Origin of the sequence: Bacillus sp. FJAT-52991 (assembly GCF_037201805.1) — a bacterium.
Classification (GTDB): Bacteria; Bacillota; Bacilli; order Bacillales; family Domibacillaceae; genus Bacillus_CE; species Bacillus_CE kandeliae.
This window is the reverse complement of the sequence record NZ_CP147404.1, coordinates 271,999-292,817: the sequence shown is the minus strand read 5'-3', so window position 1 is coordinate 292,817 and position 20,819 is coordinate 271,999. Positions and strand designations below refer to the sequence as shown.

The 20,819-nt window shown below is 39.9% G+C and carries 23 protein-coding genes and 1 riboswitch; of the genes, 5 read left to right on the top strand and 18 right to left on the bottom strand.

Annotated elements, in window-relative coordinates:
* Window positions 1–272: 272 nt before the first annotated feature.
* The 6 genes from lepB to WDJ61_RS01700 all read right to left on the bottom strand — a co-directional run bounded on the left by lepB (window position 273) and on the right by WDJ61_RS01700 (window position 5,432).
* Window positions 273–824, bottom strand: a complete 552-nt coding sequence (gene lepB / locus WDJ61_RS01725) for a signal peptidase I (protein WP_338752744.1) — start codon at window positions 822–824, stop codon at window positions 273–275.
* A gap of 13 nt (window positions 825–837) precedes the next feature.
* On the bottom strand, window positions 838–1,659 hold the full coding sequence (locus WDJ61_RS01720) for a DNA alkylation repair protein (protein WP_338752743.1): 822 nt from the start codon (window positions 1,657–1,659) through the stop codon (window positions 838–840).
* 341 nt (window positions 1,660–2,000) lie between these two features.
* Window positions 2,001–2,387, bottom strand: a complete 387-nt coding sequence (locus WDJ61_RS01715) for a hypothetical protein (protein ID WP_338752742.1) — start codon at window positions 2,385–2,387, stop codon at window positions 2,001–2,003.
* A 175-nt stretch (window positions 2,388–2,562) separates the two neighbouring features.
* On the bottom strand, window positions 2,563–3,411 hold the full coding sequence (locus WDJ61_RS01710) for a flagellin (protein WP_338752741.1): 849 nt from the start codon (window positions 3,409–3,411) through the stop codon (window positions 2,563–2,565).
* Window positions 3,412–3,768: 357 nt separating this feature from the next.
* A complete protein-coding gene (locus tag WDJ61_RS01705) occupies window positions 3,769–4,488 on the bottom strand; it encodes a YebC/PmpR family DNA-binding transcriptional regulator (RefSeq protein ID WP_338752740.1) in 720 nt (239 codons plus the stop codon).
* A gap of 101 nt (window positions 4,489–4,589) precedes the next feature.
* Window positions 4,590–5,432, bottom strand: coding sequence for a polysaccharide deacetylase family protein (locus WDJ61_RS01700; protein ID WP_338752739.1), 843 nt, complete (start codon window positions 5,430–5,432; stop codon window positions 4,590–4,592).
* A gap of 474 nt (window positions 5,433–5,906) precedes the next feature.
* Between WDJ61_RS01700 and WDJ61_RS01695 the strand changes: the two genes are divergently transcribed.
* The 4 genes from WDJ61_RS01695 to thiD all read left to right on the top strand — a co-directional run bounded on the left by WDJ61_RS01695 (window position 5,907) and on the right by thiD (window position 8,722).
* A complete protein-coding gene (locus WDJ61_RS01695) occupies window positions 5,907–6,119 on the top strand; it encodes a helix-turn-helix transcriptional regulator (RefSeq protein ID WP_338752738.1) in 213 nt (70 codons plus the stop codon).
* 4 nt (window positions 6,120–6,123) lie between these two features.
* The gene (locus WDJ61_RS01690) at window positions 6,124–6,555 is read left to right on the top strand and encodes a hypothetical protein (protein ID WP_338752737.1); all 432 of its coding nucleotides are present in this window, start codon (window positions 6,124–6,126) and stop codon (window positions 6,553–6,555) included.
* A 380-nt stretch (window positions 6,556–6,935) separates the two neighbouring features.
* Window positions 6,936–7,736 (top strand): hypothetical protein, encoded by an 801-nt coding sequence (locus WDJ61_RS01685; protein WP_338752736.1) that lies wholly within the window; start codon window positions 6,936–6,938, stop codon window positions 7,734–7,736.
* 152 nt (window positions 7,737–7,888) lie between these two features.
* Window positions 7,889–8,722, top strand: coding sequence for a bifunctional hydroxymethylpyrimidine kinase/phosphomethylpyrimidine kinase (thiD, locus tag WDJ61_RS01680; RefSeq protein WP_338752735.1), 834 nt, complete (start codon window positions 7,889–7,891; stop codon window positions 8,720–8,722).
* Window positions 8,723–8,838: 116 nt separating this feature from the next.
* Here the strand turns inward: thiD and WDJ61_RS01675 are convergent, their stop codons facing one another.
* The 10 genes from WDJ61_RS01675 to WDJ61_RS01630 all read right to left on the bottom strand — a co-directional run bounded on the left by WDJ61_RS01675 (window position 8,839) and on the right by WDJ61_RS01630 (window position 17,928).
* A complete protein-coding gene (locus WDJ61_RS01675; RefSeq protein ID WP_338752734.1) occupies window positions 8,839–10,071 on the bottom strand; it encodes an MFS transporter in 1,233 nt (410 codons plus the stop codon).
* Window positions 10,072–10,245: 174 nt separating this feature from the next.
* On the bottom strand, window positions 10,246–11,259 hold the full coding sequence (locus tag WDJ61_RS01670; RefSeq protein WP_338752733.1) for a ThiF family adenylyltransferase: 1,014 nt from the start codon (window positions 11,257–11,259) through the stop codon (window positions 10,246–10,248).
* 4 nt (window positions 11,260–11,263) lie between these two features.
* The gene (gene thiS, locus WDJ61_RS01665; protein WP_338752732.1) at window positions 11,264–11,467 is read right to left on the bottom strand and encodes a sulfur carrier protein ThiS; all 204 of its coding nucleotides are present in this window, start codon (window positions 11,465–11,467) and stop codon (window positions 11,264–11,266) included.
* Entirely contained in the window at window positions 11,464–12,084 is a 621-nt protein-coding gene (locus tag WDJ61_RS01660) for a thiamine phosphate synthase (RefSeq protein ID WP_338752731.1), read from the bottom strand. The genes thiS and WDJ61_RS01660 overlap by 4 nt, the downstream gene beginning before the upstream one ends.
* An 11-nt stretch (window positions 12,085–12,095) precedes the next feature.
* Window positions 12,096–13,208 carry a 2-iminoacetate synthase ThiH gene (gene thiH / locus WDJ61_RS01655; RefSeq protein ID WP_338752730.1) on the bottom strand — a complete coding sequence of 371 codons (1,113 nt, stop codon included), beginning with the start codon at window positions 13,206–13,208 and terminating at the stop codon, window positions 12,096–12,098.
* 14 nt (window positions 13,209–13,222) lie between these two features.
* On the bottom strand, window positions 13,223–13,987 hold the full coding sequence (locus tag WDJ61_RS01650) for a thiazole synthase (RefSeq protein ID WP_338752729.1): 765 nt from the start codon (window positions 13,985–13,987) through the stop codon (window positions 13,223–13,225).
* A 105-nt stretch (window positions 13,988–14,092) separates the two neighbouring features.
* A riboswitch (TPP riboswitch) is annotated at window positions 14,093–14,190 on the bottom strand.
* Window positions 14,191–14,262: 72 nt separating this feature from the next.
* The gene (locus tag WDJ61_RS01645; protein WP_338752728.1) at window positions 14,263–15,462 is read right to left on the bottom strand and encodes a cytochrome P450; all 1,200 of its coding nucleotides are present in this window, start codon (window positions 15,460–15,462) and stop codon (window positions 14,263–14,265) included.
* A gap of 15 nt (window positions 15,463–15,477) precedes the next feature.
* Window positions 15,478–16,650, bottom strand: a complete 1,173-nt coding sequence (gene bioF / locus WDJ61_RS01640; RefSeq protein ID WP_338752727.1) for an 8-amino-7-oxononanoate synthase — start codon at window positions 16,648–16,650, stop codon at window positions 15,478–15,480.
* Window positions 16,651–16,673: 23 nt separating this feature from the next.
* On the bottom strand, window positions 16,674–17,441 hold the full coding sequence (gene bioW, locus WDJ61_RS01635) for a 6-carboxyhexanoate--CoA ligase (protein ID WP_338752726.1): 768 nt from the start codon (window positions 17,439–17,441) through the stop codon (window positions 16,674–16,676).
* 286 nt (window positions 17,442–17,727) lie between these two features.
* Window positions 17,728–17,928, bottom strand: a complete 201-nt coding sequence (locus tag WDJ61_RS01630) for a hypothetical protein (RefSeq protein WP_338752725.1) — start codon at window positions 17,926–17,928, stop codon at window positions 17,728–17,730.
* 107 nt (window positions 17,929–18,035) lie between these two features.
* On the opposite strand from WDJ61_RS01630, the gene WDJ61_RS01625 reads away from it, so the two are divergent.
* Entirely contained in the window at window positions 18,036–18,479 is a 444-nt protein-coding gene (locus WDJ61_RS01625) for a YfmQ family protein (protein WP_338752724.1), read from the top strand.
* Window positions 18,480–18,596: 117 nt separating this feature from the next.
* Here the strand turns inward: WDJ61_RS01625 and WDJ61_RS01620 are convergent, their stop codons facing one another.
* Window positions 18,597–19,049, bottom strand: coding sequence for a GNAT family N-acetyltransferase (locus WDJ61_RS01620; RefSeq protein ID WP_338752723.1), 453 nt, complete (start codon window positions 19,047–19,049; stop codon window positions 18,597–18,599).
* A complete protein-coding gene (locus WDJ61_RS01615) occupies window positions 19,039–20,607 on the bottom strand; it encodes a BCCT family transporter (RefSeq protein WP_338752722.1) in 1,569 nt (522 codons plus the stop codon). The genes WDJ61_RS01620 and WDJ61_RS01615 overlap by 11 nt, the downstream gene beginning before the upstream one ends.
* Window positions 20,608–20,819 lie beyond the last annotated feature (212 nt).

Below are 20,819 nucleotides of genomic sequence, written 5' to 3'. Positions count from 1 at the left end.
TATAGGTGAGTCCTATTTTTTTGAGACAATTTTTTCACTCCAATAGCAAAGATGATTGCTGTTAGTATTTGAAAAATGGTTATTTTTATCCGAAGTCCATAAAGAAAAATGGGCGTGCGACTAAATATCACCTTATTCCGACTGAAAAGTGGCAAATTGCGACTGATTGGCACCCTTTCCCGACCGAAAGCAACAAATAGCCGACTGATCATCACATCATCTATGCATTTAAAAAAGAAGGATATCACTCAGATGAGCAATATCCTTCTTTCTTATTTTACATCCCTAAAATGTGAAACAGGATAAAAAACAAATTCACCTTTCCCCACAATGTTTTCTTCTTGGATCAATCCTAACCCATTGCGACTATCCATGCTGTACAAACGATTATCTCCCATAACAAAGTATTCATTTTCTGGAACAGCAACTGGCCCAAAGTCTCCCGTTAATCTGAGCATTCCACCTTGCTTCGCGATTTGGCGATTTTCTGCTAGATAAGGTTCCTCTTGTAACTTTCCATTGATAAATAATTGATCATCAACCATTTCCACCTGATCTCCAGGTAAGCCAATGATTCGCTTGACATAATGGTTCTCTTTGTCTTCTCCTTCAGCAATGATAATGTCTCCTCGCTTCAAGTCATCTGCAGACTTTAACTTATTTACAAAGACTTTTTCACTGTTATGTAAAGTTGGTTCCATCGACGCTCCCTTAACCAAATATGGAGCAAACATAAACGTCTTGATTACCATACCTAACCCAACCGCTATTAACAAAGCTTTGATCCAACTTTTCCACTCTTCTTTTGCATGCGAATTTGACACCTACAGCACTCCCTTATTGATTTTTTGTAATGGTTCTCTTCGCTTTTTTCACAATTCGCTTTGTTTCTTTCGTATCGGATATTTTCTCCCACTCCTCGCAAATAGAGATCACCCATTCCGGCTGTGTCTTACTTGCATCGTTTAACCAGTTTCCAATCGAATCTTGCACATATTTAGCCTCATCAGATTTCACTTGTTCTAAAACCGGGAGAGCGATTTGCGGTTCGTTCTTTAATCTTTCAATATGTTTGCACCAAACACCACGAGGCCGGATAGATTCAACAGCAAATCGTCGAATATTCTCATCAGAGTCCTTCGCCCATTCTTTCAATAGCTCAATGCTAGTCATGAGGTCCTTTGCAAGTGCTTCCCTAACAGCCATCCAAGCAATCTCTCTCACACCAAAATGATGATCAGCAGCAAATTTTCTGATCTTAATTAGTAACTGGTCAATGCCAATATCCGTAGTTGAACCAACTATAAAGGCCGCCCAACAGCGAACACTGTCTGAAGGATGGTTGGCAAGCAAGGAAAAGATTTGATCAGCTGTCTCCTCATCCACCTTCACGAGGATTTCGTGCAAATTTTCTCCGAGTGTACGGATCGCTTTCATGCCACGCGTCATGCTTGCCGCTTCTAACTTTAATACAAGATCATTCAAATACTCCTGCCCTCCAACCGTAGGCAACACATTTTTCAGCAAGATCTTTTGATCCACCGCTAACCATTCAGTCAAATTAACACTTTCAATTTCGCCTAGGTTAAGTAAACTAAGTACCTCTTCTGGAATATTCGCAGCTTTAGTAGCCCCTTTACGATTCCTAATGGATTCCATACCGCTCCCCCCCTGCATTATTTCAACTCAAACATAGTTTACTATTTTTTATATCATTTCTAATCATTATCTTTTTGTAAAAGCATTGGCAGTTCTTATAATAGAGAAGAAAAGATAAATGTTCAAATAAGAACTAACCTTCTATTTTGATGGTATTTATTATGAATCGTTGGCGGCATCCTGTACCATTGGAGTACGTAAAAACAACTTCATAGTTTTAATCTTAAAAAAACCCCGTTTGAATGTTTCAAACGGGGTTAAATTGTTTATCTAGTTGTCATTTTTCTATCGATACAGGAACAAAAAAACCGCTGATGCTGTAACAGCAAGCGGTCCAAAATTTATTTTTTTTCAATAAAGAATGTTGTAATAACAAACAGAATGAAGCTTACTAATAACGTAACCCCTCCGCCGATATAAAACACTAAAGAAATTCCTTTAGAAATATTAAACGGTTGAAGGAACGTCATCCACATCCCTATTGTTAAACCAGTAGATCCAATAATAGCCGTCCATGTATGCCATACAGCTAATTTTTTTGTTTTAATTTCAAACACTTGGTAATAAACGCCCCAAGCAAATAACGTTAACCAACCGACAACGAGTATATGAGCATGGATCGGACGAAAAGCATACGATCCCGAACCAGCCATATGCGCTCCTAACATTGCTCCGATCACCGCAAAGATAGCCGAAAACCGTATTAACACTAAATTTTTTCCGTTCACGAAAATCCTCTCCTACAATTATTTTCTACTAATATTATAAGAAATGAAAATGAACGGAAGATGAATGCGATGTTACATTTTTGAATGAAGTTGTTCGACAGGTGCCTGTCACGCCCCTAATTTTGTCGATTAAAAAAGAGACAGCGTATGAAGACTGTCTCTTTTCATTGGTTATTTAACTGCCTCTCAACAATTGCAAGATTAAGCTTGGCTGCTGGTTGGCTTGGGCCATCATCGCCATGGCCACTTGTGCTAGCACAGATTGCTTCGCGTATTCCATCATTTCCTTAGCTATGTCGGCGTCCCGAATCCGCGATTCAGCCGCGGTTAAATTCTCAACTGTGTTTTCTAAGTTATTGATCGTGTGTTCAAGACGTCTCGTATAAGCACCGAGCTTCGAACGCTGCGATGATACACTCTTGGTCGCTTCATCAATAATAGAAATAGCAGATGAGGCCGATTCATTCGATGACATATCAAGCGTACCGTTTGCTGTATAACCCTTGCCTGAACCAGTTAAACCGAGGGCTGCCGCTCGCATATCGGACATTTCAAGTGTGATCGTTTGTCCGGCATTAGCACCAACTTGAATGGTAAATTCATTTTTCGAACCATCCAGCAATTTCATTGTATTGAATTCTGTATCGCCGCCAATTCTTGTGATTTCTTTCGTGAGCTCATCTATTTCATCCTGAATCGCTAATCGATCTGCCTCACTAAGTGTATCATTGGCTGCTTGTACAGCAAGCTCGCGCATCCGCTGAAGAATGTCATGCGTTTCATTAAGTCCACCTTCTGCCGTTTGGATTAAAGAAATCGCATCTTGTGCATTACGTGAGGCTTGATTGAGCCCACGAATTTGCGCTCGCATTTTTTCAGAGATGGCCAGCCCTGCCGGATCATCGGCTGCTCGGTTAATCCGCAATCCCGAGGACAATCTCTCCATCGTCCGACCTTGTGCAGCTAACGCCTTGTTAAACATCCGATAAGAATGCATCGCCATTACATTATGATTAATTCTCATATCGATCATCACTGCTGTCAAAAATATCTTTATTTTGACAACATCGCATTCCTCCTTTCCACCTTTCTATCTGCTGTCATTTCTTGATGTATGTTCTTTATATCGGATAAACAAGAAGTTTCTAAATATACAAAAGGAAATTAATGTAATTTATTGCATAGTAGAAATAAAATCTCTTCAAAGCTTTTTTCATTACAGCTCACATACTTTTCAAATCTTGTCCTTGCATTTTCTTTCTCCCTCCCATACTCCCTTTAGCATTCGGTCTTACTCTTGAAATTCCTTCCCTGTCCCACTAAAGTGCCCTCACAAAAAAAGCAGACCGCTGTTAATAAAACATTGGTCTGCTTGCATATCTTATTCACCTAAATCCACATTGTGGTACACTTGTTGAACATCTTCTAAATCTTCTAATACGTCGATCATTTTTTCAAATTGCGCTTGAGCCTCTTCGGGTAGCTGAATGTCATTTTGTGCAAGCATTGTTAGTTCAGCCACTGTAAATTCAGTGATGCCCGCCTGTTTGAATGCTTCTTGCACCGCATGGAATTGATCTGGTTCAGCGTAAACGATCACCGATTCCTCTTCCTCTAAAATATCGCGTGCATCAACATCAGCTTCCATTAATAGTTCAAGCACTTCATCTGCTGTTTTTCCTTCTACACCGATAACAGCTGTTGCGTCAAACATATAAGCAACGGAGCCGCTCACTCCCATGTTTCCACCGTTTTTACCAAAAGCAGCACGAACTTCAGATGCCGTGCGGTTTACGTTATTGGTTAGTGCATCAACAATGACCATTGACCCGTTTGGTCCGAAGCCTTCATAACGAAGCTCATCAAAGTTCTCTTCTGACCCGCCTTTCGCCTTTTCAATCGCACGGTCAATGATTGCTCTCGGCACACTGTATGTTTTGGCGCGCTCGAGTACCACTTTTAAAGCCCGATTGGATTCTGGATCCGGCTCACCTTGTTTGGCTGCTACATAGATTTCCCGTCCAAACTTTGCATAGATCCGACTAGTATTCGCATCTTTTGACGCTTTTTTCTCCTTAATATTGTTCCATTTACGGCCCATAATGAACACTCTCTTTCTGCATTAAGTCTGCACCCATAATTATTATAAAAATAAGTGACTTCTTCAACTATTTTTTTGAAAAAAACTAGAGGCTTATCCTTTTATTCTAATCGTTCATTCTTCAGTAATACAAATTTAAAACCTTGTTCCTGCAACAGGGGAACCGCTTGCTTGACGCCCTCAGCCGTTCCGCTTTGTGGCTGATTCATATGTAAAAGAGCAATTGCTCCTTCCTTCGCACTTACTAATGCTTGTTTCACTTGCTCGCTAGAAAACGTCGCTCCGGCATCACCAAGCACATCATAATTGACTACTTGATATCCGAGTTCCTCAGCTAATTGAACAGCTACCTCATCGTAATAGGCGGTTCCTGACCGAAACATCGTCATCTCCTTGCCTGTCAATGCTTTCACCGTCTCATGATTCTTCATGATTTCATCGTAGACCTCTTGAGGAGAAGCTGTTGCTTCAATTCCCCACGCTTCGCCGCCTGCCACAGACAACGGAGCATGTTCAGTTCCATGATTTTCAATTTGAAACAAAGGATCAGCCGCTAATTCTAAAAAAAGTGCCTCATTCGCATGAATCCATCGTTCATTTAAAAACAACGTAGCTGGGATCTGTTCTGCTTGTAAAAAGGAGATCAACGCTTCATCATACCCGCTGCCATGAGCTCCACCACATGCATCAAAGGTAAGTGCGATCTTCTTCTCATTCGTTTTCATTCTCGTCTTTACCCCATCCACCTGTTCGCCCCATTGCACAGGCTTGCGTTCAAACGCACTTAAATCAATCGGTTCTACCGTTTCTTCCAGTGCCTTTTTTGACACTTCCACTACTTCTTTTTTCTCTATAGGAAGCGACTCTTTTTCTGCTTCCTGGCTGCATCCTTGAAGCAGCGATAGAGATAAACACGTACCCATTAATAAAAATCCTACCTTCATAATTTCCCCTCATTCTTTAGCATCAAACATAATGAATAAAAACTTTGTATCTATCATTTACATTATAACGTTTCAATAACAAGTTTTGGCTTAGCCGTTTAAAAGTATTTCTTTTAATCACGATGCTTTTTACACCCTTTTTGATAGCTACTCATTCGAACATTTTGGGGAGGCGTTCCTCAAAACCCTTGATATTATCAAAATTCAAATCATGGAAATAAAATTCAAATCAACCCAATATTTGTTACATATCTATGACAAAATGTAATAAATCCTTTACTTTTTGCAAATGATTTATTACATTTACAATAAATAGTAGTTAAAGTTGTTTAATTTCGAAAGGAGGAACATCAACAATATACCCCTATTTGGGTTATGATCCCCATATGTAATACTTAAAAATGTAAATTATTGTTTATGAAATATAAACTTTCATTTACATTTTTATGAGCCAATAGAAAGGAGCTTTCTTTATTGTTAATTAACAGAGTTCGAGAACTTCGCGCGAGACATCGTATTACCCAAGGGGAGTTAGCAGAACAGATTGGTGCTACCCGTCAAACAATAGGTTTGATTGAAAAAGGAGACTATTCCCCATCAATTGTATTAGCATTAAAAATTGCACAAGTATTTGATGTTCCAGTTGAGGAAATTTTTACTCTTGAAGAAAATGAAACTAGGAGGTGAATAAATGTTAAAAAAGATGTACCAATCACCATTTTTTAATATAGCGCTTATTGTAGGGTTTGGATTAGCTATTCTTTCTGATTATTATGGTGAAAAATTACCAGACTGGCTTTATATTAATCGCTGGTATACTGTAATTCCTATATTTTTAGTTATTCTAATTGTGCCCATACACAATCTATTTGCCAAAAAAGAGAATCGAGTAAAGCCTCAATTATTACCGATGGAGTTAAGAGAAGAAGATGAAGGTATGAGATGGGTTATGTCTAAAGCTACTCGCAAAGTATACGTTTTCTTTGTTTTCGCCGTTCCATTGTCAGCAATTCTTGCAGCTAAATACCATCATATTGTGTACTTACCAGTAATTATTATTCTGTTCTTAGGTATTATGCAATACCTCATTTTTTGGTATGAAGTCAGAAAATATCATTTATAGGTGATCGAGTGGATCATTTTACTTTCACTCATTGCATGAACAAGTTGTTGAATTAGTCGTATTACATCTCTATTTTAAAACTCATATGCCACAGCTTGCATGGCTAATTACCATGCTCTATATCTACTCCATTATTTATATATTCGCGATACGAAACTGCCATTTCATATCGCGAATCATACTATTACATTTGCAATTGGAGTGCGCCGTTCACTTACCATCCCTAAAGAACAAATTGCTTTATGACCAACACGGTCGTCCCATTAAAGAGCCTATTGTTTATTTAAACATATTAATGCCCACAAAATTGAATTAGACTAATCTCGAACAATAACAAAAGTAGGTAATGAAGCGAAAATATTTACAATCGGGGGGACATGATGAATTCACTACAAATCAAAATGCTCATTTTAGCAACTTTACCCGTAGGCTTTCTTATTTATTTATTTATCAAGTATAAACAAGGGAAAATGGAAATAAACCCTTATGTCACTATTATCAAAAAAGAAATGAGCGTTTCCTTCCATACCTTTTTTAAATGGCGTAAAAAGCATCATCAAGAAGAAATGAGCGCTTTTTTTTACCACAAAAAATCCAATTATTTTTGGATGTTTTTAGCTCTCCTTCATGAGCAGATTCTTGAAATGGCTTTTTTTCATATTTATTTAAAAGAAGAGGCTCCTATTCTTGCTTCAGTCATGTTAGTTCTCCATATTTATTCTGTCTTTTATATTATTGGAGAATATAATCTCATTAGAAACTCTCCGATTCTCATTAGCCAAGACAAAGTCTCCATGAAGATTGGCGTCCGAAGAGATTTGACATTTCATATGAAAGACATCGGGTATATACAAGCAGCAGAAATTAAATATGATAGCAAAGGAAGTATGATCCACGAAAAAGGCGTCTTTCATGCAACTGCCTTCCCAAGGACACTCACTCGAATCTTTGGTATAAGTGATGAAGCGAATTATGACATCTTTTTTAATAAACCGCTGCAAGCCCGAGGCTACTTCGGACAGTTCCAAGAAGTTCATAAAGCACGGGTCTATCTGGATCAACCAGCAGAATTTTTAGAAACACTTCAACAAAAACTAGAGGACTATCACTCACAACCTGAAACAGAGGAAGTAATCGTTCCAAAAGAACCACCATTGCTCTTGAAAATAGCAGACTCATAAAGGGAATCTTTAATCAGTGGGGGTCTTACAGCCCATTAATGCGGGATAAACTCAAATTTCAGCTCTTTCTCTAGTCCGATTGCTATCATTGCTTCCTTTTACACATCCCCGATATAATTGAACTACCATGTATTTGGAAAGGATAAGATTTCATGACGATTACTCGAGCATTATCTATTGCCGGCTCCGCTGCAAGAGGAGGCGCTGGTATTCAAGCGGATATTAAAACATTTCAAGAGCTAGATGTGTTTGGTATGAGTGCAATTACAGCCATTGTTGCAAGTCATCCACGCACCCAACAAGGCATCTTCCCTCAGACGATCGAAGCGATTGAAGCACAAGTGTACACCGCCTTGCACGATATTGGGGCAGATGCTATTAAAACCGGCATGCTATTTACTGAGGAAATTATTACAAAAGTGGCACAGTGGATTGAAGAAGCCAATGTAGCTAACATTGTCGTAGATCCAGTGATGATCGGAAAAATGGGCTCTGCCTTACTGAAAGACGATGCCATTCATGCCATGAAAACGAAGCTTTTGCCACTTGCAACCATCATTACACCTAATATGCCAGAAGCGTCAAGGCTATTAGAAATTGATCAATTAACATCGGTGAAAGAACTAAAGGAAGCGGCACAAGCACTTCATCGCCTCGGACCAAAATATGTACTCGTCAAAGGTGGTCGCTTAGAAGGACCAGCGATTGACGTCCTATTCGATGGCGAGCAATTTTATTTATTAGAAGCACCTCGTATCCATACGATTCACACAAATGGAGCAGGCTGTACCTACTCTGCAGCAATCACAGCTGAACTTGCTAAAGGGCAAACCGTGCCCGAAGCTGTTGAAAAAGCCAAACAATTTATCACTGCGGCGATTCGTTACTCTATTCGTTTTAAGAGAGGTGTTGGGCCGACGAATCATGCGGCTTATGGCAAATACAATGAAACAAGCTGTAAGGTAACGATGGAATATGACACTTAACAAAAACGATGACATACAGAGAATTTGTTCAGCTTCATTATGAAATAAGAAGATAAAAATAAAAGGGAGCCACCAAAAGTTCGTATACTCACGACCTGTTAGTGGCTCCCTCTCTATTAATTAGAACGCTGACCATAACCGATATTCCTTTCTAAATCCCCTGCTGCTTTTCTAGATTTAGTCCACTTGATGCTGATCAGTAAACAAATCATAATAACCCCCGCGCCAAAAATATAAGGAATGCTCAAATCAATGTCCAATAAAGTACCCGCAATCGCTGGACCGATGACATTTCCAATGCTCATATAAGCGTTATTCATTCCAGCTGCAAATCCTTGCTCGTCTCCAGCCATTTTGGATACCATCGTGTTAATCGCTGGACGTGAAAGAGAGGCTGCGATGAAAAATACAGCGGTAACGCCCAAAACAGACCAAAAGCCTTGTGCTAACAGCAATGATAGCATCGCTGTAGCAGCTACCACTAAGCTAACATTGATCACACGCATTTCTCCAAACCGTCTTAACATACGATCTAGAACAAAAGCTTGTACAATCACACCCATTATTCCTGCTGTTACAATTAAAATTGAAATGTCCATCGGTGTAAAGCCGAACTTAACATCAGTAAACAAGCTAATCGTTGACTGGAAATTGGCTAAACCGAAAGACAAAGTAAGCATCATAATTAATAAAGGAAAATAAGGAGTTTTTACTGAAAGAAGGAGCTGTTTGAATAAGCCTTCTTTTTTCTTTCTTGAAGGAGCAGTCGCTGCTTTCTTTAATGTTTGATGGGGCTCTGGTAAGAATACGGTCGATACGACAGCTGCAATAATTGATACTGTAGCTGCTGTAAAGAAAGGCACTTTTAACCCGAACTCCGCTAGAAAGCCTCCAACACCTGGACCAACGACAAATCCTAAAGACATGGATGCTCCTAAACTCCCCATCCCTTTCGCTCGATTTTCTATCGTCGTAATATCAGCCACATAGGCCATCATCGAAGGAATGATAAACGCCCCTCCAATGCCACCAAGTGCTCTCGCTACATACATCATCCATAGCTGATTGGCCATACCAAATAACACCTGAGAAAAAGCAAACAGCACTAGACCAACTATAATGATTTTTTTTCGCCCGAACCGATCAGATAAATCACCGGCAATCGGTGAAAAAAGAAACTGCGCAAAAGAAAAAGTGGCGATTAAAAAGCCCAAAGTCTGTCCGCCGGCGTCAAATTCATGAATAATGGTTGGCATGATTGGAATGATCAGACCAATACCAGTCATAATAATAAACATATTACTCAGTAAGATAAGTAACATGAAATTATTTTTCTGTTTCTCCTTCAACGATATTCCACCTCTCATCTATTTTTATTAAATAGAGTTCCCATATAAAGCTTCTATGTCTTCAATGAAGAAAAGCTTACCATATTTTGTTTTCTTTAGCACTCAAAATACTTCGGTATCCGAAATAAAAAAGTCTTAATAAGAGAATAACTTCTCTTATTAAGACTCCTCCTTTCAGCCAAGCAACTGATGATATAGCTTTTTAGCGGCTGTTATGTCTTTCGTTCCGTGAATCAGCATCCGTCCATCTTGAAACAAAACGATTCTTTTATTAGATAGTTTAGCCGACAATAAAAATTTATTTGACTTCACATGAATCCCCTGTTTTTGAAGCATAGAAGCAAGTTCATGCAACTGATAACGTCTTGCTTTGGGCGGGCGAATTTGAACGGTCTCTCTGCCGCATAGCACCGCTACTCTCGTTTGATTGTCCATTTGCAAAAATGGATAGTGCCGCTGACTGCCACATGAAGGACAGTCTTTCTTTTGCAAAGAGGCCACCCGAATAGCTGAAAATGTGTTCTTCCATAGATCAAAAGCGATGAGCTCTTGGCGAACGTCAGCCATCCTTCCCGAAAGAATCTTCAATGCCTCTGCTCCTTGATACGCTGCAGTCATTTGGACAGTAGGCGAGATCACACCGACCGTATCACATGTGATCCCTTCAGCTGGCAGCATATCAAGTAAACAATGAAAGCATGGGCCAACGCCAGGAATAATAGGAAAACTGATTCCTTGACTTCCAACACAAGCACCATAAATCCACGGAATAGTATATTTTTGCGATACATCATTTATGATAAAACGAGTTTCAAAATTGTCGGTCCCATCAAGAAGCAAGTCTGGTGATTGCTTCTTGATCAGCTCCTCCAATTCTATAGGACCTGCATCTGCCGTAATGGCTGTGATTTGAATATCAGAATTGATTTCCATTAGCCTTTGTTTCGCCGCGATCGCTTTTGGAAGCCGCTCCTTTGCATGCTCCTCTGTAAATAACTGCTGTCGCTGTAAATTTGTCCAATCGACATAATCACGGTCAATTAATGTGATATGACCAATGCCAGCACGAGCAAGCATCTCTGCTAAGGCTGAACCTAGTGCCCCCACTCCAATTAATAGAACGTGCTTATTAGTAAAAGAACCTTTTTCTTGTAAAAATAATTCCTGCCTAGAATAACGATCATCCATCTCTTCATCCACCACCAACGAAGTGCACGATTTCAATCCGGTCCCCATCAGCAATCGGGGTCATGGCTAGATCATTCTTTGAAACAATCTGTCCGTTTCGTTCCACAATCACCGCTTTACCATCAAGTACATATAGATTGAGCAAAGCCGCAACCGTCGGTGAAGCCAGCTCAATGTCTTCTTTCTTTCCATTGATGATTACATTCATTCAAGAATTCCCTCCTCTTTCTTAATCGCTTCACGATAGGCAATTGCTTGCTCAAGCGGGTTAGAGTGGCCAAAGATGCCTGACATGACAGCGATACCGCCTGCTCCGGCCAGTTTTAAATCCGTTACATGTTGAGGCAAAATTCCCCCAATCGCGATAATTGGAACTTTAGATAAAGCGGAAGCTTCTTTCACTTCCCATAAACCAACGGGAGAAAGCGAAGGCTTGCACGCTGTTTCATAAATATGTCCGAGCAAAATAAAATCAGCGCCATATGCTGCTTTTTTCGCTGCTGCCTCTACATTATGAACGGAGCATCCCATCTTGATCGTAGGAGCAATCCTTCTAGCCTCCGCTACCGGAATACTGCTTTCCGTTAACTGAACCCCTCCTGCTTTCGAAGCTAGAGCCACATCCAATCGATCATTGACGATAATTTTGTTGGCAGGCACACCTGCATCGATAAAGCTTTCTATCCATGTAAAGATCTCTTTCGCAGACCGATGCTTTTCGCGAATATGAAGATAATCGAGAAAAGGATGGACTTTCAAGGCAATATGCGCTGCTTGTTTTCGCTCTAATGTGCCTGTTGTTACAGCATGAAGCTGAAAAGACATCGCCGCACCTCCTATACCGTTAAAATGTCCCAATCTTTACTTACTGGCTGATAACCTAATTGCTTCAATCTTGCTTTTACCTCTTCAACGGGTCGGGAATCTGAGATTTCAAACTGGCTATTTTCTTCTTGCTTAGTTGTTGCATAACCACCAACTACTGTGGAGGAAGCAGCGGACATTTTCGTCACACCTAGCTTGATCAAATGGTCGCGAAACTTCGCCTCTTCCCGCGTCGATAATGTGATGCCTGTTCGCGGCATAAATAAGCGAAAAGCAAGCATTGCCTGCACTAAGTCTCGATCACTGACTTCCACTTTCGGAGCGAATCCTCCCAGATTTGGACGAATGCGCGGAAAAGACACCGCAATATCCGTTTGAAGATATTTCTTCTGCAAATATTGAGCATGAAGGGCTGTAAAATAGGATTCTTTTCTCCAATCATCAAGCCCTAATAGTGCCCCAATATTGACTGAACGCATCCCTGCAAGACATCCTCGTTCAGGGGCATCAAGACGATATTTGTAATTTCTTTTCGGTCCCTTCAGATGAAGTTCTTTGTAAATCTCTTCATTGTACACTTCCTGAAAAACGGTCAATCCGTCTATTCCTGCTTGACATAACCGTTCATATTCTTTCGTATCAAGCGGCTGAACTTCAATCGAAATAGAAGCCGCATATTCTTTCAATATTTGCGCTCCTTCTATTAAATAATCAACAGATGAATGAATGCGCGATTCTCCTGTCAGCAAAATCACATGCTGAATCCCCATTTGTTTTAACGCCTTTGCCTCTTGACTGATTTCTAAAGCGGTTAATTTTCTTCTTGGAAAATCATTATCAAAGCTAAAGCTGCAATACGTACATTTATTCACACAATAATCGGTTAAATACAGCGGGGCAAATAGCACGATCACTTTCCCGAAATGCTGAACCGTCAGCTGATGAGCTTTCTGTGCCATTTTCTCTAATCGATGTTGGGCAATCGGTGACAATAAAGCCAATAAATCATGCTCATCAAGTGTTGATTTTGATAGAGCCCGATCGACATCGTCTAGTGTCATTCGTTCAAACAGTTGGTCATATGGTTCATTTTTAATATTGTTATATAGGTCATAAAAGCTCACGTTGTCACCTCTTTTCAGTTTAAAAATCCAGTCAATGGAGAGGAGGCTTGTGCTTGTTGAGAAACGGGGCCTACTCCAGCAAGATAAGCTTTTCTTCCTGCTTGGACAGCTAAATGAAAAGCCACTGCCATATTCACCGGGTCCTTTGCCGTCGCAATCGCTGTATTCACTAGTACAGCATCCGCTCCCATTTCCATTGCCTCCGCCGCTTCAGAAGGCCTGCCAATCCCAGCATCGACAATGATCGGCAACGTTTTTTCCTCAATTACAATTCGAATCATTTCTTTCATTCTAATCCCTCTGTTTGAGCCAATCGGTGAACCAAGAGGCATCACAGCAGCCGCCCCTGCATCTGCTAGTTTTTTCGCCGTCATCAAATCGGGATTCACATAAGGAAGCACAACAAATCCTTCCTCCGCCAATACCTCTGTCGCCTTAATCGTTTCTTCATTATCTGGCAGTAAATACTTTTGATCGGGAATGACTTCGATTTTAATCCAATTGCCCATCCCTGCTGCTTGGGCTAAACGAGCAATCCTTACTGCTTCCTCAGCTGTTCTCGCACCTGAAGTATTGGGAAGTAACGTCACTCCTTCTGGAATATCATGCAAAATATTTTCCTGCCCTGCCTCTAAATCGACCCGTCTTAAAGCAACTGTCACCACTTCCGTTCCCGACTGCTCGAAAGCTTGCCTCATCACCGTGTGATCGGCAAATTTACCTGTTCCCGTAAACAACCGGTTCGTTAACTTCTTCCCTCCAATAAACAATTCATCCATGTTCTTCTCTCCTTTTTTAAATAAAAGCGGAAGTTTAGCTTTTTCTCCTCAAAAAAAAGAGCCTGCCACAACGGCAGGCTCAGTTTCTACGCATACAAAAAATAAGCATAAAAAAGTAAGCTTCCCTCCGTTGGTATTAACCAAATCAGGTTCAAGAGTTGGATCGAATCCTCTCAGCCATTACGGCACCCCTAGCTTTTATTTGTAATATTCAATTATTCATATAGTATAACGCTCATATTTGTTTTTGTTAAGTGATTTTATCAAATGATCCATTACCATGTAACGATTAATTCATTTAATGCTCTAAAACCAATTAAGTTTCTCCATTGTGGGTGCTGTGTCTCTAGTTGAAGATTGTCTATTCGTTGGATGAGTGGCTGGATAGCCATTTGTGCCTCTAATTTAGCTAACATCGATCCAATACAGAAATGAGATCCGCTTCCGAATGCCAGGTGAGGGTTAGGGTTTCGAGTAATATCCAATGCATGAGGATCATTGAACTTCACCGGATCACGATTAGCCGCTCCTACTAAAAGGTAAACTTGTTCGCCTTTATTAATTCGCACGTTATTTATATCGATATCTTCCCCAGCCACACGAGCAACCATTTGTGTAGGGCTCTCATAACGCAAAAATTCTTCGACAGCTGATTCAATGAGGGATGGATTTTCCTTTAACAGCATGAGCTGCTCACGATTTTGCAGTAGAGTCAGCACTGAATTGCTAATGAGGTTGACCGTTGTCTCATGCCCAGCAATAACGAGCAAAATACATGTAGAAAGTATCTCCTCGTCTGATAATTTTTCATCCTGTTCAGCCGCTAGCAACTGACTAACTAAGTCATTCTCGGGGGCTTCTCTTCTTTTTTGGATAAGAGTATGGAAGTACTCGATCAAGCTTTTCATCGTATCATTTCCATGAACTAATGTCTTTCTTGAGCGAGTAAAGTCAATTGATTCAATTAAACTGATCGCCCAACCTCTAAATTGATGCCGCTCTTTGGCAGGTATTCCGATGATTTTAGCAATAACGAGACTAGCCAATGGAAACGCAAAGTCTGTAATAATGTCCATCCGCTTTTGATCATGCACATCATCTATTAAATCATGAGCTGTTTTCTCTATGTAAGGACATAAATCATTCAGTGCAGCCGGTGTAAAAAAATGGCTGATCAATAGCCGCAACCGGCGATGATCTTGATTGTTTTTAAAAAGCATCATATCGTTCTGCACATTTTTCAACTGTGCAAATTTTTTTGTTGTCTGAGGCAACGGAATGCGATTTCCAAAGCGGGGATCTTTCAATATCATGACTGCCTCTTCGTATCCAGTCACATACCAGCCTGGCTGTTTAAACGCCATTCCTTTCATTACTGGGCTTTGCGATCGTAGCTCATCATAAATGGGATACGGATTTTCTATAAACTGAGAAGAAGCTAGCATTGCGGGTGAAACGAGTACATCACTTGTCATTTTTGACCCTCCAATTTATTGAATAATGCCTAACTCTTTTCCAATGACCTGAAACGCTTGTAACAAAGCCTGTATATTAGGATCCGTATGATCAGCGGTGACCGTTAACCGAATACGGCTTTCTCCTGGTGGCACCGTAGGCGGACGAATGGCAGGAGCGTAAATGCCTTTTTCCGTTAATTTTTTCGCAAAGGCCAACGCCACATCATTTTCTCCAATGATCACTGGAATGATGGGTGTATGATCCCCTTTTACAACGAAGCCCATTTCTTCTAAACCTGTTTTAATGTCCATGATTTTCGCCAACAATTGCTGGCGCTTTTCTTGACCTTGTTCAATCAATTCAAATGCAGCATAAGAAGCGGCACAAATAGCCGGAGGAATCGACGTTTGAAAAATAAAAGTGCGTGCATGATTCAGTAAAAAATCTATTAATACGTTGGAGCCAGCGACAAATCCGCCTTCTGTCCCCACTGCTTTACTTAATGTGCCGATCATGACATCTGGCTGCACATCAAAAAATTCACTCGTCCCTCGACCGCTCTCACCTAACACCCCCGTTGCATGAGCATCATCGACAATCACAAATGCCTGATATCGTTTGGCCAAAGACATGATTTGGTCAAGCGGAGCGATCGTTCCGTCCATACTAAACACACCATCTGTCACAATAAAACGTCGTTCATACGACTGAGTTTCTTGTAATCGTTGTTCAAGATGGTGCATGTTAATATGATCATAAACAACTGTATCTGCTTTCGATAATCGGCATCCATCAATGATACTAGCGTGATTCAATTGATCGCTAAGTATCACATCTCCTCTTTCAGGCAGAGAAGAAAGTACACCCATATTAGCTAAATAGCCATTTGAAAATAAAAGGGACGCTTCAGTCTGTTTAAAGTTGGCGATCCTTTCTTCCAGCTTTAGATGCCACTTCGTATGTCCCGTCGTTAATCTAGAGCCACTGCTGCCCACCCCAAATTCATGCAAAATCGTTTCCGCTGCATAAACTAAACATTGCTCATTAGCTAACCCTAAATAATCATTAGACGAAAAAACAAGCTGACGCTTCCCTTCAATGACCCTTTCAGAACAAGGAGCTGTGTTCATTGTTCGCAGCTTGCGGTACAAACTAGACGCTTTTGTTTCCTCTAGGCGGTTTCCTAACCATTCATTCAGTTCCACTGCTCGCCCTCCTCTCTTCTTGATTACACTTCATCCCAGTGAATAAAAACAGGCTGTTTTTCCAGAAAAAATATATAATCGTCCATATCGTTTGAACCGTCAACGAAAAAGAGGCGACAGCCCTGTTCATCTCCATATTCTTTTAAATGTGAAATACGCTGATAACCTAACGCTTTACTCGCTACATACCCTGTTATATATTCTGGATCATCAGACCAACACAATTCTGCGATCGTTGCCGGATGCGCACTTACCTTAGTTGCGAGGACAAGTGCTTCCTTCACTCTCGAATAGCTTGGCTCATTAAAATGATTCGCCCACTGTTCAAAGTTGGCATTCCACCAGTCCATGCGTGACACACGCACACCCTTTTCACGACGATCATCGATTCGTTCACCCGAATGAACATCCACTAATATCGCGCCTCTCATATCTGAATGTTCTGCCAATTGTTTGTACGCTTTGTCAATCACTTCTCTTTTGATTCCAGCCTGCTCTAACAGCTCACGCACCAATGCTTGTCCCGCTTCCACTGATTCCACTTCATTCTTCCTGATCAATAATGGGTCGATTTGTTTAATCGGCTCGTCGATAGCATCAAATTGAATTTGCACAAAATCTGGGTTTCCTTTGGAATGAGTTAATGCCTTGTCTAATAAATGATTGACCGCTTGTCTCATATTTTCATAAGTTGAAAGCATCTCCCCACCTGAAATATGCTTTCCCCCTTGCTCATGAGGGCCTCCTTTAGCCGCTCTCATTCGAACACTATACAATCGTTCCTCCTGCATCCCTTCACCTCCGATTGTTAACCAAACTTTATATATGTAAACTATAATAATATTTAAGTTTACATTTTTCAATGTTTATTGCATTTGAATAGACAAATAGATTGTCTGGATAGAAGGATCGATCGGTAAATCTGCTTTTTTAGGCGAAGATGTGAGAAAATCAGTCGCCAATCAACCCGAATCAAGCGAAAATCCTGAAAAATTAGTCGCTCACCCCTTCACCGAAACAGAAGGGGGCTGTCTAGAAAGTCAACTTTCACTGACTTTCTAGACAGCCCCACTCTACTTATTGAACTACTTCTTTTCCGCGATCTCTCATAACAATCGATAACATATATGCACTAAATAATAGAATAATTGAAACGATGATCGTCAATCCATACGAATCAGGCATGTTTAACAATAAGCGGTTGTTAAACGATAGCCAAACAAAAAGAGGAAAATAAAAAGTCACTAAACAGACAAAAATTATACCATTATAGTTCAAAATCACCGGCCCCTCATCTACATAAAATACTATATAATAAAAAGGGTTTTTTATGTTTGTTATTGATTTCTTTAGTAACAGCTATCATTACATAAGGAGTGAGTACAATGAGTGAGTACAATCTGACATGGGTTGCTCTTATTGTAATAACAGGTATTATTAAATTATTAACGAGTCCTCCGAGTGCACTTGTGGCATGGATTGTAAGTAAATTTGCACTTCATCCAAAACTGGATTCGAAAGATGTTACTGTAACATTTAACGGAAAACACTTAAAAGAAGAAGAAAACATTAAATTTATTGACTATTTCAATAAGGCTTGCTTTCTAAAAAGATATGATATATTTCCGGGCAATGAAAAATCATTTCTACATCCAGAGACTAATGTTACTCCATTTGTCATCAATTTAAAAAAAGGCAAAAGAGATGTTAACTTCTTCATTTATAATTACGATAATCACGTTGATGTCGTCAAACAGTACAAAGAGAAAATTGTTTCTTATAGTATTAGTTCTGAGCATCTTCAAAAATTCTCCACACCAACTCTATAAACACACTGAAATAGTTGGTAATGTGAACAATGGATTACACAAAGCGAAACCTTTATTGTGGGTTAATAATTACCACAATAAAGGTTTCGCTTTTTCACCTCTAATTGAAATTTCACTTTACAAATCTTGAAATAGCCGAACCATATCCCGACACTGTATCCCGTTCTCAAAAATCTCTTCCGAATAATGTCTAATGAAAAAATCTTGATCTATGCCAGTCATTCGAAATCCACACTTTTGATAAAGTGCCAGTTGCCCGATACTTGAGTTTCCAGTACCGACCTCGATCGTTTTATACCCTTGTGCTGTCGCTTTATGAATCGCATCCTTCACTAAGATCTTTCCGATTCCTTTGTCCTGTTCACTCTCCATAACAGCAATATTTACTAATTCCACTGTTTCAGGTCTTGTCGGCAGAAGAACATACACACCAACAATTTTATGATCCATTTCAGCTACAAAGCATTCGCCCCTGCTCACATATTCTCTCACTAGCTTTTCAGAAGGGTCGGCTAACAATAATAACTTGATTGGAGGCTCCTCGTTTAGCGTTAATTTTCTAATTTGCATTGCGTTCCCCTTCTTTTTTAGGAAACGAAACAACATCATATTTTTCCTGCTGGATAATGAATTTTAACGTAGCATAAGCGAAGACTAGCATAAAAAATAAAATGGGAAAACCTGCAATTGTCGCAATCTGTTTCGTTGCGTCAATTCCGCTAATTTTTCCGCCAGCTGATAATAAATTAATGATCGCAATGGAAGACATAACGATTCCCCAATAAATCTTGATTCTTCCTGGTGCTTCCGTCATTTCGTGATTAGAACTTTTGATAGTTAAAGAAGAAACAGTAGAAGTCATAGAATCAGCCATTGTAACGATGGAAATAAAGATAGTGAAGATGAAGACCAGACTAGTCATGGTTGTTAAAGGGTAATGTTCTAAAAATGAAAAAACAGAAACCTCCATGCCGTTTTTTTGGATGGACTCCCAAATTCCGGCCCCATTTAACTGTAAATTGATAGCTGCACCGCCAAAAACAGAAAACCAAATGATACCTGCTGTTCCTGGCACAACAACATTCATCAGCATAAACTGTTTAATTGTACGTCCTTTTGATATTCTCGCTAAAAACATGCCCATTAAAGGAGCATACGCTAACCATATCGCCCAATAATAGATCGGCCACCATCTCGGCCATTCTGAACCGTCAATAGGGCTTAAATATAAAGACCTTTCGAAAAAATTATCCAAATAATGTCCAATCGATTGTGTTCCTAACGACAAAATAAAGGACATTGGTCCAAAAACAAACACAAAGATGACCAGCATAATAAATATTTTGGAGTTCTTATCAGAAAGCCAACGAATCCCTTTATGTAGACCGGTATAGCTTGAAATAATATAGGTGGCCACAATGACACTGACAATAATGATCCATGTGATTTTTCCATTAGGAATACCTGTAATAACCTCTAATCCTGTGGCAATTTGCATTGTACCAACACCAAGTACAGCTGCTACGCCACCTGCCATCGCAAATAAGCAAATGTTATCAACGACCGCTCCTACAACACCATTCATTCTCTTTCCAAGCAACGGATAAAGAATCGAGCTTACTTGATAAGGAAGATTCGCATTGTAAACAGCAAAGGCAATGCCCACACCGGCCAATCCATAAATAGCATACGGAGAATACGTCCAGTGGATAAAAGTTTGAGCCATTGAAAACATAGCAGCCTCTTCACTTCCGGCCTTTAACCCAAGCTCTTTTGGCGGACTCATAAAATGGGTGAGCGGCTCGGCAATCCCCCAAAATAAAATGCCTGTTGCAATACCCGCTGTCAGCGTAATCGCAAACCAATTCCATGTAGACAGTTCGGGTTTAGCCTCAGGTCCGCCAATCTTAATAGCTCCATATCTTGAAAACATCAAATATAGACAAATAAATAAAAACAACACACTCGCCAATTGAAATAACCAGCCAAATCGTTCAAAAGCAAACTGTACGATGGCATTTTCCGCCTGGTAAAAAGATTCGGGGGCGATCACTCCCACAATGATAGATAATATGAGAACAACCGTCATCGGAAGAAATACCGACCACCTAATGTTTCGATTTGTCATATTTCCTCTCCTTTGTATAAGTCAACTTTATTAAATTTCCTAGCGAATCAGACATTCTACGATTAAAGATTCGGCTTTTATTACGAAACACCTTTTTTCAGCTATTGTTTCTTCTAATTATTTAGCCTCCTTGTTTAAAGATATACCACTAAGTAGTCTTACATAAAAAATGGGTTGAAGAAAGCATAAATAGACAGGATTCCTATACAAAT

Coding starts and splice junctions, on each gene's coding strand:
- WDJ61_RS01720 (WP_338752743.1), bottom strand. CDS start 1,659: ATGGAATCCATTAGGAATCGTAAAGGGGCTACTAAAGCTGCGAATATT.
- WDJ61_RS01710 (WP_338752741.1), bottom strand. CDS start 3,411: ATGAGAATTAATCATAATGTAATGGCGATGCATTCTTATCGGATGTTT.
- WDJ61_RS01705 (WP_338752740.1), bottom strand. CDS start 4,488: ATGGGCCGTAAATGGAACAATATTAAGGAGAAAAAAGCGTCAAAAGAT.
- WDJ61_RS01700 (WP_338752739.1), bottom strand. CDS start 5,432: ATGAAGGTAGGATTTTTATTAATGGGTACGTGTTTATCTCTATCGCTG.
- WDJ61_RS01690 (WP_338752737.1), top strand. CDS start 6,124: ATGTTAAAAAAGATGTACCAATCACCATTTTTTAATATAGCGCTTATT.
- WDJ61_RS01685 (WP_338752736.1), top strand. CDS start 6,936: ATGAATTCACTACAAATCAAAATGCTCATTTTAGCAACTTTACCCGTA.
- thiD (WP_338752735.1), top strand. CDS start 7,889: ATGACGATTACTCGAGCATTATCTATTGCCGGCTCCGCTGCAAGAGGA.
- WDJ61_RS01670 (WP_338752733.1), bottom strand. CDS start 11,259: ATGGATGATCGTTATTCTAGGCAGGAATTATTTTTACAAGAAAAAGGT.
- thiS (WP_338752732.1), bottom strand. CDS start 11,467: ATGAATGTAATCATCAATGGAAAGAAAGAAGACATTGAGCTGGCTTCA.
- WDJ61_RS01660 (WP_338752731.1), bottom strand. CDS start 12,084: ATGTCTTTTCAGCTTCATGCTGTAACAACAGGCACATTAGAGCGAAAA.
- WDJ61_RS01650 (WP_338752729.1), bottom strand. CDS start 13,987: ATGGATGAATTGTTTATTGGAGGGAAGAAGTTAACGAACCGGTTGTTT.
- WDJ61_RS01645 (WP_338752728.1), bottom strand. CDS start 15,462: ATGACAAGTGATGTACTCGTTTCACCCGCAATGCTAGCTTCTTCTCAG.
- bioW (WP_338752726.1), bottom strand. CDS start 17,441: ATGCAGGAGGAACGATTGTATAGTGTTCGAATGAGAGCGGCTAAAGGA.
- WDJ61_RS01625 (WP_338752724.1), top strand. CDS start 18,036: ATGAGTGAGTACAATCTGACATGGGTTGCTCTTATTGTAATAACAGGT.
- WDJ61_RS01620 (WP_338752723.1), bottom strand. CDS start 19,049: ATGCAAATTAGAAAATTAACGCTAAACGAGGAGCCTCCAATCAAGTTA.
- WDJ61_RS01615 (WP_338752722.1), bottom strand. CDS start 20,607: ATGACAAATCGAAACATTAGGTGGTCGGTATTTCTTCCGATGACGGTT.